The 16993-nt window shown below is 53.3% G+C and carries 14 protein-coding genes; 3 read left to right on the plus strand and 11 right to left on the minus strand.

Features of this window, described 5'->3' with window-relative positions; all coding sequences use genetic code 11:
* Nucleotides 1-7: 7 nt before the first annotated feature.
* Both ACLGE8_RS12630 and ACLGE8_RS12635 read right to left on the minus strand, forming a co-directional pair.
* On the minus strand, nucleotides 8-910 hold the full coding sequence (locus tag ACLGE8_RS12630) for a carbohydrate ABC transporter permease (protein ID WP_410998897.1): 903 nt from the start codon (nucleotides 908-910) through the stop codon (nucleotides 8-10).
* Entirely contained in the window at nucleotides 903-1793 is an 891-nt protein-coding gene (locus ACLGE8_RS12635) for a carbohydrate ABC transporter permease (protein WP_035892909.1), read from the minus strand. Before ACLGE8_RS12635 ends, ACLGE8_RS12630 begins: the two co-directional genes overlap by 8 nt.
* Before the next feature lie 194 nt (nucleotides 1794-1987).
* On the opposite strand from ACLGE8_RS12635, the gene ACLGE8_RS12640 reads away from it, so the two are divergent.
* Nucleotides 1988-2836: a helix-turn-helix domain-containing protein gene (locus ACLGE8_RS12640; RefSeq protein ID WP_410998899.1), complete on the plus strand. Its 849-nt coding sequence runs from the start codon at nucleotides 1988-1990 to the stop codon at nucleotides 2834-2836.
* Nucleotides 2837-2855: 19 nt separating this feature from the next.
* Here the strand turns inward: ACLGE8_RS12640 and ACLGE8_RS12645 are convergent, their stop codons facing one another.
* From ACLGE8_RS12645 to ACLGE8_RS12655, 3 genes are read right to left on the minus strand one after another with little or no spacing between them, the layout of a single operon-like run.
* A complete protein-coding gene (locus ACLGE8_RS12645) occupies nucleotides 2856-3965 on the minus strand; it encodes a glycoside hydrolase family 105 protein (RefSeq protein ID WP_410998901.1) in 1110 nt (369 codons plus the stop codon).
* A gap of 9 nt (nucleotides 3966-3974) precedes the next feature.
* Nucleotides 3975-5267, minus strand: coding sequence for an ABC transporter substrate-binding protein (locus ACLGE8_RS12650; RefSeq protein ID WP_410998903.1), 1293 nt, complete (start codon nucleotides 5265-5267; stop codon nucleotides 3975-3977).
* Entirely contained in the window at nucleotides 5264-6436 is a 1173-nt protein-coding gene (locus tag ACLGE8_RS12655; protein WP_410998905.1) for an oligogalacturonate lyase family protein, read from the minus strand. The genes ACLGE8_RS12650 and ACLGE8_RS12655 overlap by 4 nt, the downstream gene beginning before the upstream one ends.
* 425 nt (nucleotides 6437-6861) lie before the next feature.
* On the opposite strand from ACLGE8_RS12655, the gene ACLGE8_RS12660 reads away from it, so the two are divergent.
* On the plus strand, nucleotides 6862-7617 hold the full coding sequence (locus ACLGE8_RS12660) for an oligogalacturonate-specific porin KdgM family protein (protein ID WP_410998907.1): 756 nt from the start codon (nucleotides 6862-6864) through the stop codon (nucleotides 7615-7617).
* 122 nt (nucleotides 7618-7739) lie between these two features.
* On the opposite strand, the gene acnA is transcribed toward ACLGE8_RS12660, so the two are convergent.
* The 5 genes from acnA to topA form a co-directional block, all read right to left on the minus strand.
* A complete protein-coding gene (acnA, locus tag ACLGE8_RS12665) occupies nucleotides 7740-10415 on the minus strand; it encodes an aconitate hydratase AcnA (protein WP_410998909.1) in 2676 nt (891 codons plus the stop codon).
* Between the two features lie 325 nt (nucleotides 10416-10740).
* A complete protein-coding gene (locus tag ACLGE8_RS12670) occupies nucleotides 10741-10908 on the minus strand; it encodes a hypothetical protein (protein ID WP_410998911.1) in 168 nt (55 codons plus the stop codon).
* 2 nt (nucleotides 10909-10910) lie between these two features.
* On the minus strand, nucleotides 10911-11027 hold the full coding sequence (locus ACLGE8_RS12675; protein ID WP_410998913.1) for a YmiA family putative membrane protein: 117 nt from the start codon (nucleotides 11025-11027) through the stop codon (nucleotides 10911-10913).
* A 324-nt stretch (nucleotides 11028-11351) separates the two neighbouring features.
* Entirely contained in the window at nucleotides 11352-12326 is a 975-nt protein-coding gene (gene cysB, locus ACLGE8_RS12680; protein ID WP_185666032.1) for an HTH-type transcriptional regulator CysB, read from the minus strand.
* A 182-nt stretch (nucleotides 12327-12508) separates the two neighbouring features.
* Nucleotides 12509-15106: a type I DNA topoisomerase gene (topA, locus tag ACLGE8_RS12685; protein WP_410998915.1), complete on the minus strand. Its 2598-nt coding sequence runs from the start codon at nucleotides 15104-15106 to the stop codon at nucleotides 12509-12511.
* A gap of 394 nt (nucleotides 15107-15500) precedes the next feature.
* On the opposite strand from topA, the gene ACLGE8_RS12690 reads away from it, so the two are divergent.
* Nucleotides 15501-15752, plus strand: coding sequence for a YciN family protein (locus ACLGE8_RS12690; RefSeq protein WP_035892923.1), 252 nt, complete (start codon nucleotides 15501-15503; stop codon nucleotides 15750-15752).
* 92 nt (nucleotides 15753-15844) lie between these two features.
* On the opposite strand, the gene sohB is transcribed toward ACLGE8_RS12690, so the two are convergent.
* Complete coding sequence (gene sohB / locus ACLGE8_RS12695; protein WP_410998917.1) at nucleotides 15845-16891, minus strand: protease SohB; 1047 nt, start codon at nucleotides 16889-16891, stop codon at nucleotides 15845-15847.
* Between the last annotated feature and the right edge of the window lie 102 nt (nucleotides 16892-16993).

Consider the following 16993-nt stretch of genomic DNA (forward strand, 5'->3'; position numbering starts at 1 on the left):
TTCCCTCTTAACCTTTAATTCCGCTGCTGGAGACACCCTGGACGAAGTAGCGCTGCGCCAGGAAGAAGACAATGATTGACGGCAGAATCGAGATGCTCGCCATTGCCAGAATTTCGTTCCACGGCGCACCTTCGGTCACGTCGATGGACATTTTGAGCGCCAGGGCAATTGGATATTTGTCCACGCTGTAGACGTAGATCAACGGGCCGATAAAGTCGTTCATCGACCACATAAACTGGAACAGTGCTACCGAAATAATCGCCGGTTTGAGGATCGGCACCACCACGTACCACAGCACCTGCCAGGAGTTACAGCCGTCAATCTGCGCCGCCTCTTCCATGTCACGCGGCACGCCGCGCAGGAACTGAATCAGCATAAAGACGAAGAAGCCTTGGGTAGCAAACGCCGTCGGCAGATACAGTGGCAGATAGCTGTTGAGCATGCCCATTTCGCGGAACATCAGGTACTGCGGGATCAGCAGCACGGTGCTCGGCAGCAGCATGGTGGCAATCAGCGTCGCAAACCAGAATGTCTTCCATGGGATCTCGAAGCGGGCAAAGCCGTAGGCCACGATGGTCGAAGAGACAATGGTCAGAATCACCTTCGGAATCACATATTTGAAGGTGTTAATCATGTAATGACCGAAGTCGTATTCCGTTCCCGTTTTCCAGCCGTTGATAAACCCATCCCAGGTGGCATGGACCGGCCAGAGATTGAGGGTGGTGAAGATTTCATGGTTCGGCTTAAACGATGCTGAGAACATCCACGCCAGCGGGTAGAGCATCATCAGCCCGACCACCAGCAGAATGGTATAACGCAGCGACCGACTCACTTTTTCGCGGCGCAGCGTGCGCGCCACTTCACGTGCGGCCTCCTGCTCGGTCACGGACATGGTGTGCAGATCAGCCATTTTTGCCTCCCTTATCGGCGGAGTAGAAAACCCAGTATTTCGATGATTTGAAAGCCACGGCGGCAAAGGCAGCCACCACCAGGAACAGAACCCACGCCAGCGCAGCGCCGTAACCCATATCAAAATATTTAAATGCGGTATCGTAGATGTAGAGCGAGAACAGGTAGGTGTAGTAAGTCGGCCCCCCGCCGGTAATCACGTACGGCCCGGTAAATTCCTGGAAAGTGCCGCTGGTTTGCATGATGAAGTTAAAGAAGATTACCGGCGTAATCAGCGGTACCGTCACCTTAAGGAACATCTGCCATTTCGACGCGCCGTCAATCATCGCCGCTTCATACTGCGACTGCGGGACGTTTTGCAGCGCCGCGAGGAAGATGACCATCGCCGAGCCAAATTGCCAGACGCGCAGCAGCGTAACGGAAATCAGCGCCAGCGAGGGTTCACCCAGCCAGTTGATCGGATCGACACCGATCGCCCCCAGCATGCTGTTGAACAGGCCGTCGATGGCAAACAGCGCTCGCCATAAAACCGCAATGGCTACCGAACTGCCGAGAATCGACGGGATGTAGTACGCGGTGCGAAAGAAACCGATGCCCCGCAGTTTGAAATTGAGTACGAAGGCAATGCCCAGCGCAAACGCTAGCTTGACGGGAATGGTCAGGAATACGTAGACAAAGGTCACCGCCATGGATTTCCAGAATAGAGGGTCTTCCGTCAGCATGTAGCGATAGTTTTCAATGCCGTTAAATTCCGGCGGACTCATTAAATCGTATTGAGTAAAACTCAATAAAAAAGATGAAATAAAGGGAAAGGCGGTAAACACCACCAACCCTATTATGTACGGTGAGATCCATGCCAGCCCTAATAACTTATTCTCGTTCATAGATTCCTCTAATATAATAAAGACATCTTACGCAACGATGCCGCGTTAACGGTTCGCACAGTGATCTTTATCACATTTAATATTATTTGATTAATTTTAGCTGTGAACTCCAGCAGAATAATGAAAAAACATTTCATTTTTTAAAGATTAAAACCTATAGTCGGAAAATAATCTCTCTTCTGAAGGCAATTGTTATGGCTTTACGTCGTCATGCCACCTATTTCCCTGAAAATGCGTCACTGATGATTAAGCACATCGCTGACCAGGATGTCTGTCCGCTGCATGCCCATGATTTTTACGAAATGGTCTGCGTCTCATCCGGCAGTGGGATGCACGTCATTGACGGGATCTCGTGGCCTATCAGCTGTGGCTCGGTATTTATCGTCTCGCCGAATGAAGAGCATTATTTTGAGAAGGTTGAAAAACTGTCGCTGCTCAATATTCTCATTCATCCGGATTTTCTCACCGAGACGCTGCTGACGTTGATAGCTGACTTCGCGCCAAATAAACAATTTATGGCCACCCATCAAACCATCGTACATAGTGCATTTTATACCAACCTATTAAACGAAGAATTAAACAAAGATTTAGCCTGGCGTTCCATTATGCTGGAAACGTTATTTACGCAACTCGCTGTATTTTTACAGCGTGGTCATGTGAGTCAAACCGCGCATCGCTGTGCCAAGGAAGATTCAATTATCTATTTGCTAAATTATTTGCATCACAATTATGCAAATGATCAATTGAGCATTGATTATCTGGCACAAAAATTTAATATCCAAAAACGGATGCTGGAGCGAAAAGTTCAATCGATTACCGCCCTGACGCCCAATGATTACATCACCCACGTCCGCTTATGCCATGCGATGAATCTGTTAGTCACTTCGGAGCAGTCCATTACCGATATCGCCTACCTGTGCGGTTTTAACGACAGCAACTACTTCTCCCATCGCTTCAAACTCTTTTTCGGCATGCCGCCGCGCACGGTACGCAAGTACGGGCTGTTCCCGCTGATAAACCACCGTACGGCTCTCCAGTCCTGAGACCAGGAGCCGTTGCGGCTTAGATAAACAGATTCTGATACTCGATCAGCGCCAGCATCGCCATTGCCTGCCCGTATGGCATAGAGGTGCGTTCGATATTGCGGTAGTAGTCAAGATCTTTGCCCATTCCGGTACCGAAGGAGACGTTTGCCAACTCGCCCTGCGGGGTAATCTGGCGCATAACCCCTTCTGCCGCCGCCACCCCGGTCGCCAGGAAGCGTTTATCGATATAACGCTTACGCACGGCCTTCAGAATGCCGTAGGCAAAACCTGCTGAGGCGGAAGATTCCAGGTAGGAGGTAGGATCGTCCAGCAGCGTATGCCAAAGCCCGCTCTCTTTATCCTGACGCTCCGCCAGCGCGGCGACCTGACGCGAAAGCTGCCCTAACAAGAACTCGCGCACCGGGTCGCCCTGCGGGAGGTCAAGCATCTCGATAAAGTCAGGGATCGCCACCGTCACCCAGCTATTGCCGCGCCCCCACAGCGCTTTGGCATAGTGATGTCGGCCTTCGAAATTCCAGCCGTGGTACCACAGCCCCGTTGGCGCATCGCACAGATACTGCGAGTGCAGCAGGAACTGCCGTTTGGCCTCCTCAACCCATTCCGGGCGATTCAGCACCAGGCCCGCTTTCGCCAGCGGCATCACGCTCATCATCAGCGTGTCATCCCACAGCTGCTGATGGTGCGCATAGTTAAAGGTCATATGCTGCAGCCCACCCAGCTCGGTGCGCGGCATCTCGTACATCACCCAGTTAGCCCAGCATTCGATATAGCGCTTCCACGGCGTGTAGCCGTTCTCTTCATACACTGAGGCCAGCGTCAGCATTGGCGCCATGGTATTGACGTTTTTGGTTGGCGTACCTTCACGGAAACGGTCCGTAAACCACTGTTCGATAATCGCCAGCCAGCGCGGGTCGCGGGTTTGCTGCCAGTACTGCCAGAGCCCGTACAGCCCCACGCCGTGGGTCCATTCCCAGCCGCCCCAGCCTTTGGTGTCAACCACGCGCCCGTCGGCCAGCGTCATCAGGAATGCGCCGTTTTCGTCGCGAATATTCACCAGCGCATCGATCAGCTTTTCGGTCATCAGCACCGTTTCATCAGCGCTAAACTGCAGTTGTTTCCTCTCCATGAACTCCCCTTACTTCGTCGGTGCATGTTTACGCAGCGCGCGCTTCGCCGTGCGTTCAAACTCTTTTGCTGCATCTTCAGCGCTGATTTTGCCGTAGTCGATCCGCTGGGTGAGATCCAGCCAATACTGTTCGATCTCCGGGTTTTTGAAGTACGGCGAGACGTAGACGTTATCCGACGGCATGCTTTCCACCAGCTTCAGGCCGGTGATCACCGGGTCGTTTGGCTGCGCCATATTGGTTTTCACCACGAAGTCCGCCGCCGCTTTGCTGACCGGGAAGCCCCGTTCCAGCCCCATTAGCTGCACCCCTTCCGGCTGGTTGACCATAAAATCAAGCAGCATCGCCGCCTCTTTCGGGTGCTGCGTGTTACGGCTGATGGCAAAGATCATCGATGGCTTGATAAATAAGCCTGCGTCTTTTGCTCCCGGTAGCAGCGGATAGGGCCCCACTTCCAGCTTCGCCGGCGGCGTCAGGGTATCTTCATATTTGGCAACCGCTGAGCTCATCAGGTTCGAGCCGCCAAATTCGCCGTTGATCCACGGTTTCATCTCAAACGGCTGTGCTTTGCCAAAAGATTGAATGTACTTCTGGCTTGGCAGAACATGCTCGGCAACCAGTTTCTGGTAGAGCTGCACAAACTCCAGCCACTGGGCTTCGCTGTAGGTGAACTCGCCTTTTTCATTAAGCATCGGCTGGTTGTACTTCTGCACCATCCACGAGTTAATAAGTTCCATTGAGGTGGTAACGATCGCCGGGTAGTAGTTATCGCCGAGCTTCTGTTTAAACACGTGTCCGGCGGCAAAGAGTTCATCCCAGGTTTTTGGGTAAGCCAACCCAGCCTTCTTCCAGGTTTCCGTGTTGTAGTAAAGAATGGGCGCCACCAGCGACACCGGCAGCCCCTGCACTTTGCCATTGACGGTTACGGTGCCGAGCTTGCCCGCATAGTTATCCAGCCCCACCTCTTTGCTCAGCTGGTTGAGGTCGTAAAAGCCGTTGCCCGAGCGTGAGAACACCTGAATCCAGCTCCAGTCGAGTTGCATCACATCCGGTTCATTCTTTCCGGCAATCTGCGTGGAAAGACGTGATACAAAACCATCCCAGCCGGTGTACTCCGCTTTCACCTTGATATTCGGATGCGCCTGCTCAAAGGCGCGAATGGTTTTCAGGGTGTTCTGGTGGCGGGAGTTTGCGCCCCACCAGGCCACGCGCAACGTCACCGTGTCGCTGTCGTCCGCAAACGCCGGGGCCGTGCACAGCATGCCGCTACAGGCGAGCATTAACGAGAAGGCAATCTTTTTCATTTCGAGCTTCCTTTCAGTAAAGGGGCAATATCCGCCAGATAGACGGCGGGCAGGCCATCGCGGTCAGAGGTGTAGAGCACGTGGCTTAAATCCGGGCTAAAAGAGGGGTGCGGGTGGCTCGCCTGGCACTGGCCGTCGATGACGCGCCAGGAGGTGTCGTGACGGGTAATTTTTCGCGTCTGCTTTTGGTCAGGCTCAAACAGGTAGAGCCACGGGTCGGTTAACGCCGTGTAGCCGCCCTCATCGGTTAAATCAACCGGCGTACCGCAGCCGTCGCCAACCAGTAGCGATCCGTCGTAGTTACTCATCAGGTGCGAACAGGCAGGCATTTCCATCACCTTCTCGCTCTGCGCGCTGCCGGCCGGCGTCTGGCAGATATGGCGCTGATGCGTCTCTTTATTCAGCGAGACGAAAACAATGCGCGAACCGTCAGGCACCCAGAATTCATGGGTAAAGGTTTCGGCTTCAGGCTGGCTAACCGGTGCCGGGAGGCCGGTCTGGCGATCGTACAGCCAGATGCGGTTGCGAATCAGGTCATGCGGCCCTTCATGACAGTACATGATGGTATTGGTGTCATTCGGACGAAAACCGGGGTGGCCTAGCCAGCGCGGCTCTTCAAACAGCACCTCCGAATGCCCGGTGGCAAGATCGATAACCTCGCAGCGGGTGGCCGGGTTCAGGTGATACTGCCGTTGGAAATCATTCCAGTCGTTCAGCGGGATCCAGGTATCCGCTGACAGCGACATGCCGATCATCTTGCTGCCAGTGCTGTCCGGTGCCCAGGCGCTGGTGCTGACCCACTGTGCGGGCAACTCGTAGAGCACCTCTTCACGTAGAGTGTCCAACTCAACCCTCACAATATGGCGGTTGTGACGCATAAAGATCAGGGCACTGTCATCTTCGGTGATAAAGCCATCAAAGCTGTTGTCACCCGGCCCTTCCGTCAGTTGACGCAGGGTATGCTGTTGCAGATCCAGCAGCCAGTAGTTCCAGTTGCCATCATCGACGCCGCCAATCAGCAGCTGCGTGCCCCTCTGCAGGAAGCACTTCTGATAGAAGTAGTTGCGGTGAAAAATACGACCCCGCGGGGTTAGCCGGACCACGCGAACGTGTGTGACGGGGTCAATTTCAGATGTAAACGTCAGTGGAGTGACATCACCCTTTGCCATAGTGTCCTCAATGTCAGGAGTTGTCGGGTCAGTTCAAAGGCATCTCAGGATGCAAATTCCCCCATCAGTGTGAGCTGACAGGTTCAGCTCACAGCATGCCGAGGCGTACCGGTAATAACCTTTGAAATAATGACAAAGCCCGTTACCGGATGACGCAATAACGAAGGTTTCAGCGTTATCATGAATAATTTCAGCCATGCTCACATTCTTAACACGACAAATATCTTTCTTAGCTTTCCCGACAAAAAATAATAATAGTTGGTGATTTTATAAAGGTTTTAACGTCGCAGCGGATGCTTAACTACGTGCGTTTATTTAGCGAAAACTTGCCAGCAGTGGCAATTAACACATAGAAAGACTCTCGCAGGATAAACCGAGTGCATTGTGCAATGCATTATTCAAACAATAATGAGGGAAGAATTGTTATGTTATCTGGTAAATACCTTATAGCAGGTTGCGTCTTATTAACCAGCAACGTTGTGCTGGCTGAAGAATATACCTCTCCGATCCGCTCACTCAGCCTTGATTACCGGCATGAGTATCGCGTCCGCGACCGTACCCACTACGACAAGCTGAACATGTCTGCAGCGCTGCCGGACAATTACAATTTTGCGATTGAAACCAAATACAAAACCGGTGGCGATGATCCACAGGATAAATGGTATAACGACCCGGTTATTAACGCCGTAGAATTAACGCTATCGAAATCATTTACCTTCGGTAATTTCAAGATTGCGCCATTAATTCAGCCAGAATTTAACAATGAAAGAACGGAATGGAAATTTGGTTTTGTACCATGGTATACGTTTAATGAAAATTGGGCAGTCGGCGGGATGTACCGTTTTGAAATGACCGATTATGCCAACGACCCTGACTGCGGATATAACGGGGATAAATCCTGTAGCACCAATAAACACCGTACCGTAAACCGTGGCGATCTCTATCTTCGCTACACCCTCGACCGTTTCTCCACGACCTACAAATTTATCTATAAGCATGGCGACGAGGTACTGTGGGGAAACCAACATTATGACTACGAACAGGAGTGGCAGTTCGACTACACCCTCGGGGACAAAAAAGAGTGGAAACCGTACGTCACCTTTGGCGACATTGGCCGTTCATCCCGCTCTACCGAACGTCAGTTCCGTCTGCGTATGGGGGTGGTCTACACCTTTAAATAAGCATAAAACCTCTCACACCTGATGGGGGTGAGAGGCGGGTTTCTGTTCAACGTGCCACTCTCGTTATCTTTGCTTCTGTTATTGCCGTCGTCCGTTTTGGGGCCAGAAATCGGCCCCTTTTTTTAGCCCAGCATGTTACGAATGACGTAGTGCAGAATGCCATCGTTTTGGTAGTAGGTTAGCTCCGTTGCCGTATCAATACGGCAACGACACGCCAGCGTTTGCTGCTGCCCGTCTGGTCGGGTGATCAGCACCGGAATGGTCGCCCCCGGCTTCAACTGCTGCAGCCCGGCGATATCAATCAACTCTTCACCGGTTAGCTTCAGCGTTTTACGATCTTCCCCCTGCGGAAACTCCAGCGGCAGAATGCCCATGCCAATCAGGTTCGATCGGTGAATACGTTCGAACGATTCGGCGATGACCACCCTAACGCCCAGCAGGCGTGGCCCTTTTGCCGCCCAGTCGCGACTGGAGCCGGAACCGTACTCTTTCCCGGCGATCACCGCCAGTGGCGTCCCCTGCTGCTGATAGGCCATCGCGGCATCGTAAATCGACATCACCTTATCGCCCGGGAGCTGGCGCGTCATGCCCCCTTCCACGCCGGGTACCATTTCATTGCGAATACGGATATTGGCAAAGGTGCCGCGCATCATCACCAGGTGGTTACCGCGACGGGAACCGTAGGAGTTAAAATCTCGGCTGGCAACGCCATTGTCCTGCAGGTAGCGGCCTGCCGGGCTGTCGGCCTTAATACTGCCAGCCGGCGAGATATGGTCGGTGGTGACGGAGTCCCCCAGCATCGCCAGCACGCGTGCGCCATGGATATCCTGCACCGGATCGGGCGTCACGCCCATTTCATCAAAGAACGGCGACTGTCGGATATAGGTGGAATCATCCTGCCATTGGTAAGTGTCGGAAGCGGGAATATCGATCGCCTGCCATTCCGGCGTTCCGGCAAAGACCGCCGCGTATTCTTTGTGGAACATCCCGGTAGAGACCTGCTGCACCGCTTCGGCTATCTCGGCGCTGCTCGGCCAGATATCTTTCAGGTAAATCGGGTTCCCCTTGCTGTCCTGACCCAGCGGATCGTGGGTAAGATCCACCCGCATATTCCCGGCCAGCGCGTAGGCCACCACCAGCGGCGGCGAGGCCAGCCAGTTGGTTTTCACCAGTGGGTGAATACGGCCCTCAAAGTTACGGTTACCGGAGAGCACCGCGCCAACCGTCAGATCGCCCTGTTTGATGGCATTCTCAATCGGATCCGGCAGCGGGCCGGAGTTACCGATACAGGTGGTACAGCCATAGCCGACGAGGTTAAAACCAAGCTGGTCGAGATAAGGAGTGAGGCCCGCGTGGGCCAGATAGTCAGAGACCACCTTCGAGCCCGGAGCCAGCGAGGCTTTGACCCACGCTTTTGGCTGCAAGCCCAGCGCTACGGCTTTTTTCGCCAGCAGGCCGGCGGCCATCAGCACGCTGGGGTTCGAGGTGTTGGTACAAGAGGTAATCGCGGCGATCACTACCGCCCCTTCAGGTAGCGCATGCGTTTCGCCGTTCAGCGTAAAGTCGACGGCATTTTTCCCCGACGAGCCCTGATTTACCGCCAGCTCGGTGGTGGCATTAAACGCCTGCGGCACCTGAGCCAACGCAACGCGATCCTGCGGGCGTTTCGGCCCAGCAAGGCTGGCTTCAACGTCGTTCATATCCAGCGCCAGCGTCTGGCTAAAGACCGGTTCATCGCCCTTGCGTCGCCACATCCCCTGCGCTTTCGCATAGGCCTCAACCAGCGCTACCTGTTCGTCGCTGCGCCCGCTGAGGCGCATATACGACAGGGTAATGTCATCAATCGGGAAGAAGCCGCAGGTTGCGCCGTATTCCGGCGCCATATTGGCAATCGTGGCTCGGTCAGCCAGCGGGAGAGAATCCAGCCCGTCACCGTAAAACTCGACAAATTTACCCACCACGCCAAGCTTACGCAGCATCTGCGTGACCGTCAGCACCAGGTCAGTGGCGGTGATCCCTTCACGCAACTTGCCGCTGAGCTTAAAGCCAACCACGTCAGGAATGAGCATGGATACCGGCTGCCCCAGCATTGCGGCTTCCGCCTCAATACCGCCCACGCCCCAGCCCAGCACGCCGAGGCCATTAATCATCGTCGTATGCGAATCGGTCCCGACCAGGGTGTCGGGATAGGCCACCCATTCATCGCCCTGCTGCTCGCTCCATACTGCGCGCCCCAGATATTCCAGGTTTACCTGGTGGCAGATCCCGGTTCCCGGCGGCACCACGCGGAACTGGCTGAAAGCCTGCTGGCCCCAGCGCAAAAAGGTGTAACGCTCGTGGTTGCGGGACATCTCCAGACGCACGTTCTCATCAAACGCCTCGTCATCGCCAAAACGGTCCACCGTTACCGAGTGGTCAATGACCAGGTCAACGGGCGACAGCGGGTTCACTTTGCGGGTATCCCCGCCGAGGCGTTTTACCGCTTCGCGCATGGCAGCAAGATCGACCACCGCCGGAACGCCGGTAAAGTCCTGCATCAGGACGCGGGCGGGACGATAGGCAATTTCACGATCGGCGTGGGCCTGTTCAAGCCACCCCGCCAGCGCCTGAATATCCTCAGCGGTGACCGAATCGCCATCCTGCCAACGAAGCAGGTTTTCCAGGAGAACTTTAAGTGATTTAGGCAGGCGGGTGATGTCACCCAGGGTCTTAGCAGCCAGCGGCAGGCTGTAGTAACGGTAGGTTTTATTATCGACCTGTAGTGTATCCTTGCAGGTCTTTCGTAGTGTTGACGACATAGCTCCTCCTTAAATGGCGGGAATTGCAGTACTCTGACACTCCTCATGGTCCTTACACTAAATCATTCGAGTTGCATCAAGGCGGCCCTCAGGAGCGTACACAAGTACGTGACTGAGGTGAGTGAACGCAGCCAACGCAGACGCAACTCGAAGGATGACGTGTATATAAAAGATAACACAATCAGGGGAAAACGCTGGAAAAGGGCTCGGATTGATAAATCCAATCAATGGGTTATTAAGAATAACATCCGAATGGAATTAATAGCAGGAAAAGGATTTATTTCGTTTGGTGGCGTGAAAATGAAAGTAAAAAACAACCATAAGGTTATTGTTTCTTATTCTCATTCTGATTGAAGAGATCGATAAACTCTTTTTGGTCGCGGGTCAGATTCCATTCATCAGGAATATTGACCTTACTATTTTTGTCATCTTGCGGTTTTTTTTCTACCGGCACTGTAGGCTTAACCGGCTTGACGCGTTCAGACGTGAGCACGGTTAGCCCCAGATTTTCCAGACCAGCAGCGCTACCGCGACCCAGAACAGCGCAGAGCCCAGGAATACGCTCAGCCAGGCTTTGCGTTTCACACCAGAACCGTTATTTTCTGACACCATTACTGCCCTCTCACAATCGATATTACTTATCATTTTCACACCAATCAATTGTTACAACTAATCATCGTTGAGATAAATCCTAAGTAAATTTTAAGCAAAAATCCAGAGGTTTTACGAATATTACATGGAGATTAATTTAATCTTTTGAGCTCAATGAGATATTTGAAAAGAGAAGTTTGCCTAACCCTAAATTTATTTCTACTTTTGCTACGTCATTAGTAATAGAAACAATTCTTAGTCAGGATATTGCGGGATGAGGAGTGGTGGAGCAAGGATATAAGCGCTTCCGCCTCTTTCGGGAAGAGGCGGAAAATTAAATCAGGCTTATTTTTCCGGCAGCTTAATATCTTTAAACATAGCTTCAATGTCTTCATTCGAGCGCAGCGCTACGGCGGTATCGACCACATCACGCGTCAGATGTGGGGCAAATCGCTGAATAAAATCATACATATAGCTACGCAGGAAGGTGCTGCGGCGGAAGCCAATTTTGGTGGTGCTGTGGCTGAAAATACCTTCGGCATCCAGCTTAACCAGATCCGGGTCAGAGACAGGATCGACGGCCATGCTGGCGATCACCCCTACCCCTAATCCCAGACGCACGTAGGTTTTAATCACATCGGCGTCGGTAGCAGTAAAGACGATACGCGGCGTCAGACCGGCGCGGTTAAAAGCGGTGTCCAGTTCAGAGCGCCCGGTAAAACCAAAGGTGTAGGTGACCAGCGGATACTGCGCCAGTTCTTCAATAGTCACGGAAGTTTTGGAGGCCAGCGGATGCTCCGGCGTGACGACAATCGAGCGGTTCCAGTGATAGCACGGCAGCATCACCAGATCGTCATACAGATGCAGCGCTTCGGTCGCGATGGCAAAGTCGGCATTCCCTTTAGAGACCGCTTCGGCAATTTGCGTAGGCGACCCTTGATGCATATGCAGCGATACGCGCGGGTAACGCTCAATAAAGCCTTTAATCACGCCCGGCAGCGCATAGCGTGCCTGGGTGTGGGTCGTCGCCACGTACAGCGAGCCTTTATCAGGCCAGGTATGCTCACCGGCAACGGACTTAATCGCATCCACTTTCGACAACACTTCACGCGCGATACGGATGATTTCCTGGCCCGCTGGCGTAACCTGCGTCAGATGCTTACCGCTACGGGCAAAAATCTGAATCCCCAGCTCATCCTCCAGCATTCTGACCTGCTTACTGATACCCGGCTGCGAGGTATACAGACCTTCAGCGGTGGAGGAGACGTTAAGGTTATGATTGACCACCTCAACGATATAGCGGAGTTGCTGTAATTTCATGCGGTTGTATCCAGTCTGCGCTCAGGAATCGGTCATAAAGACGATTTAATCATAAGAAATGCATTGGCTATAACCACTATATCATTTATAGCAAGTGTGTATAGATGGAAACAAAAAATAATAACGAGGTTATAAAAAAGGGCCGCAAATGCGGCCCTTTGTGATGCTATTGGCAAAAAACGCTACTTTTTCGCTTCAACCCATTTACCGTCAACGAAGAACGCTGACCAGCCGGTCGCCTTGCCTTCTTTCTCAGAAGCGACGTACTGCTGTTTGGTTTTACGGCTAAAACGAACCATCGTTTTGTTGCCCGCCGGGTCCTGCTGAGGCGCGTCGGCCAGATAACGCAGTTTTTCCGGCAGACGGTCACGGAAGCGGAACAGTTCTTCTACCAGCGGTGCGCGAGTTTCACGTGATTTCGGGAAGGTGTTGGCCGCCAGGAATACCCCAGCTGCACCGTCACGCAGCACGAAATAGGCGTCAGACTTCTCGCACGGCAACTCCGGCAGCGGAACCGGATCTTCCTTCGGCGGCGCCACTTCACCGCTACGCAGGATCTTACGCGTGTTCTTACACTCTTCGTTGGTACAGGCCATGTATTTACCAAAACGCCCCATCTTCAGGTGCATTTCAGAACCACATTTTTCGCACTCAACGATTGGGCCGTCATAGCCCTTGATGCGGAACTCGCCCTCTTCAATCTCGTAGCCGTCGCAGGTCGGGTTATTACCACAAACGTGCAGCTTACGCTTTGGATCGATCAGGTAGCTGTCCATCGCCGTGCCGCATTTCTGGCAACGACGTTTGGCGCGCAGCGCGTTGGTTTCCGCGTCATCGCCTTCCAGCACGTTCAGCACTTCGTTTTCCGGCACCAGGTTAATGGTGGTTTTGCAGCGTTCTTTCGGCGACAGCGCATAGCCGGAACAGCCGAGGAACACGCCGGTGCTGGCGGTACGGATACCCATTTTACGACCGCAGGTCGGGCAGTCGATGCTGGTCAACACCATCTGGTTCGGCTGCATGCCGCCCTCTTCTGGCGCTTTCTCAGCGGTTTCCAGCTGCTTGGTGAAATCACCAAAGAACAGATCCAGCACCTGCTTCCACTCGGCTTCGTGGTTTGCCACGCGGTCGAGGTGATCTTCCATCTGCGCGGTAAAGTCGTAGTTCATCAGCTCGCGGAAGTTTTCTTCCAGACGATCGGTGACGATCTCGCCCATTTTTTCCGCGTAGAAACGACGGTTTTCGGTACGCACATAGCCACGGTCCTGAATGGTCGAGATGATCGACGCATAGGTGGACGGGCGACCGATGCCGCGTTTTTCCAGCTCTTTAACCAGCGAGGCTTCGCTAAAGCGAGCTGGCGGTTTGGTGAAGTGCTGTGCCGGGGTCAGTTCAACCAGGCTCAGCTTATCGCCCTGGTTAACCATCGGCAACGTGCGGTCTTCATCGCCTTTACGCAGCGCAGGCATCACTTTTGTCCAGCCGTCAAAACGCAGGGTACGACCACGCGCTTTGAGTTTGAAATCACCCGCTTTCACGGTCAGCGTGGTGGAATCGTACTGCGCTGGCGTCATCTGACAGGCCACGAACTGACGCCAGATCAGCTGATACAGCTTCTGCGCGTCCGCTTCCATATCTTTCAGCGCTTCCGCCTGAACGGAAACATCGGAAGGACGAATCGCTTCGTGCGCTTCCTGCGAGTTTTCTTTGCTGGTGTACTGATTCGGGTTCTCCGGCAGGTATTTTTTGCCGAAGTTATCGCCGATATAGTCGCGAACCATGTTTACCGCATCCTGACTCAGGTTGGTGGAGTCGGTACGCATGTAGGTGATGTAGCCCGCTTCATACAGACGCTGCGCCATCATCATGGTTTTCTTCACGCCAAAGCCCAGACGGGTGCTTGCCGCCTGCTGCAGCGTGGAGGTAATAAACGGCGCGCCAGGCTTGCTGCTGGTTGGCTTATCTTCACGCTCAAGGACGCTGTAGCTGGCTTTTTCCAGCAGACTGACCGCCGCCATCGTTTCGTCACGGCTAACCGGACGGAACGGCTTGTCACCCTGGTGGGTCACTTCCAGCGGCAGCGCATCGCCACCCGGCGTGGTCGTGCTGGCGTCAATTTCCCAGAACTCTTCCGGCACAAACGCTTTAATCTCGCGTTCGCGTTCTACCACCAGACGAACCGCTACGGACTGAACGCGACCGGCGGACAAACCGCGGGCGATCTTTTTCCACAGCAGCGGCGAGACCATGTAGCCCACCACGCGGTCCATAAAGCGTCGCGCCTGCTGAGCGTTAACACGGTCGATATTCAGCTCACCCGGCTTTTCGAACGCCTGACGGATCGCATTTTTCGTAATTTCGTTAAACACCACGCGGCTATAGCGTGATTCATCACCACCGATCACTTCCCGCAGGTGCCATGCAATGGCCTCCCCTTCGCGGTCAAGGTCAGTTGCGAGATAGATGTGGTCGGCTTTTTCTGCCAACTGTTTGAGTTCCGATACTACCTTTTCTTTGCCAGGCAGCACTTCATAGTGTGCCGCCCAGTCATGCCATGGGTCGACGCCCATGCGGTTAACCAGCGCGCCTCGTTCATCCTTTTTAGGCTTTTTGGCCGTTTTGGTGGAGGTAGAGTCAGCGCTCTTTTTGGCGGCTGAGCCACTTGTCGGCAAATCGCGGATATGACCGACGCTGGACTTAACCACGTAGTCATTACCCAGATACTTATTGATCGTTTTGGCTTTTGCCGGGGACTCAACGATAACGAGAGCTTTACCCATATTCACCTTACCTAATTTGATTCTTCCAGGAATACATCGCACATGTTCCACATTCCACTGGCGACAAGCCTTGTATGTTGCGGCAATCCCAATGAATATCAACCCTTTACCGACTGGCTTTTGAGACAAGTAGCCAGGTAGCTGAGTTTACAGACTTTTTTTCGCCAGGGTCTATAGCACGAAGAATATTTGGTCGAATGTCAAGCAAATCTGTTGCCAGATCGCCGAAAGCGTCACACTGTACCTGATAAAATTCGTTACGCAACTTTATTAGCATGCAAACACCAATCATGCCAACTCTGAGGTAAAATGCTTGTCCCTGGTAAACGTCGGGAATATTTGCCCGAAGACGGCGCCCGGCGTAGACTAGCGCAGGAATTTTGAGGAGTTGAATATGTCAAATAATAGCCAACCTATCGATCGTCAGACACTGCTTATTGAAGCAAACCGCCTCATTCGTGAGCATGAAGATACTATGGCGGGTATTGAAGCCACCGGCGTGGAACAGCGCAACGGCGTGCTGGTCTTCAGCGGTGAATATTACCTGGATGAACAGGGCCTGCCGACGCCGAAAAGCACGGCGGTGTTTAATATGTTCAAGTATCTCGCCCACCAGCTGTCTGAAAAGTATCACCTGGTTGACTGAACGTAGGGCTCGCGCCTGAGCAGTCTGATATGGCCCGGTAAACCTGGTTTACCGGGCCATAGAGTAGAAAGGTATAGAGTAGAAAGGAACCGTTACAGCAGTGGTTTCTGACCGCGCTGCCACCAGCGCATCATCAGTTTGTCGGCGCTTTCTGCCGCACTTCCGGTAAACCGGTCCATCATCTTCTTACGCTGTGCATAGCGCACGCCGAAAACGTCACGCCCTTCCATCAGGCCGAGCAGCAGTTCATCACTGGTGCCCACTTCATCAACCAGCCCTTTTTCCTGCGCCTGTGTGCCGTACCAGTGCTCACCGGTAGCAACCTGATCGATGTCCAGAGACGGACGCATCCGCTTCACAAAATCTTTAAACAGGTGGTGCGTTTCGTTCAGCTCTTCACGAAACTTCTGGCGCCCCTCTTCGGTGTTTTCACCAAGCAGCGTCAGCGTACGTTTGTACTGGCCCGCGGTGTGCAACTCAACGTCGATATCTTTATTTTTCAGGAAGCGGTTAAGGTTCGGGATCTGCGCCACCACGCCAATCGACCCGAGAATCGCAAACGGCGCTGCCACAATTTTGTCAGCCACGCAGGCCATCATATAGCCGCCGCTGGCCGCCACTTTATCGACCGCTACCGTCAGCGGGATCTGTTTATCGCGGATACGCTGCAGCTGCGATGCCGCCAGGCCGTAGCCGTGAACCACGCCACCAGGGCTTTCCAGACGCACGACCACCTGATCCTGTGGCGTGGCGACGGTCAGCACAGCGGTAATCTCTTCACGCAGAGAGGAGACTTCATGCGCATCCATACTGCCTTTAAAGTCAATAACCCAAACGCGCGGTTTGGTTGCCGCCGTGGTGTCACCCTGCTTCGCTTTGGCTTTGGCCGCTTTCGCTTCCAGCTTCAGCTTCTTCTTTTGTGTCTTATGCCAGAGCTTTTGCTGCGGCGCGTCGAGCAGCGACACGGCTAAATCTTCCTGCATATCCTTGTGCTGCTCGCTTAAGTTGGTGATTCGCAGCTCACCGCGCTGACGTTTGCGCTGCGTGACGTTGACAATCAACACCGCAATCACCGCAATGGCAACAACAACGGTGACGATTTTCGCCAGAAAAAGACCATATTGAAAAAGTAATTCCACACATCCACCTTGTACAAAAATCACAGAATCTACCGCTCAGTGTACAACACCGCGCTCACTACGTCTCGACTGCAGTATCAGGCCACGAGGCGCATTCCAGAT

This window comes from Kluyvera sp. 142486 (assembly GCF_046569695.1).
Classification (GTDB): Bacteria; Pseudomonadota; Gammaproteobacteria; order Enterobacterales; family Enterobacteriaceae; genus Kluyvera.

Bases quoted from the DNA above. Each gene is read 5' to 3' on its own strand.
- ACLGE8_RS12690 (WP_035892923.1), top strand. From the start codon at position 15,501: ATGTCAAATAATAGCCAACCTATCGATCGTCAGACACTGCTTATTGAA.
- ACLGE8_RS12655 (WP_410998905.1), bottom strand. From the start codon at position 6,436: ATGGCAAAGGGTGATGTCACTCCACTGACGTTTACATCTGAAATTGAC.
- ACLGE8_RS12635 (WP_035892909.1), bottom strand. From the start codon at position 1,793: ATGAACGAGAATAAGTTATTAGGGCTGGCATGGATCTCACCGTACATA.
- acnA (WP_410998909.1), bottom strand. From the start codon at position 10,415: ATGTCGTCAACACTACGAAAGACCTGCAAGGATACACTACAGGTCGAT.
- ACLGE8_RS12650 (WP_410998903.1), bottom strand. From the start codon at position 5,267: ATGAAAAAGATTGCCTTCTCGTTAATGCTCGCCTGTAGCGGCATGCTG.
- ACLGE8_RS12640 (WP_410998899.1), top strand. From the start codon at position 1,988: ATGGCTTTACGTCGTCATGCCACCTATTTCCCTGAAAATGCGTCACTG.
- ACLGE8_RS12645 (WP_410998901.1), bottom strand. From the start codon at position 3,965: ATGGAGAGGAAACAACTGCAGTTTAGCGCTGATGAAACGGTGCTGATG.
- ACLGE8_RS12675 (WP_410998913.1), bottom strand. From the start codon at position 11,027: ATGGTGTCAGAAAATAACGGTTCTGGTGTGAAACGCAAAGCCTGGCTG.
- ACLGE8_RS12630 (WP_410998897.1), bottom strand. From the start codon at position 910: ATGGCTGATCTGCACACCATGTCCGTGACCGAGCAGGAGGCCGCACGT.
- ACLGE8_RS12660 (WP_410998907.1), top strand. From the start codon at position 6,862: ATGTTATCTGGTAAATACCTTATAGCAGGTTGCGTCTTATTAACCAGC.
- cysB (WP_185666032.1), bottom strand. From the start codon at position 12,326: ATGAAATTACAGCAACTCCGCTATATCGTTGAGGTGGTCAATCATAAC.
- topA (WP_410998915.1), bottom strand. From the start codon at position 15,106: ATGGGTAAAGCTCTCGTTATCGTTGAGTCCCCGGCAAAAGCCAAAACG.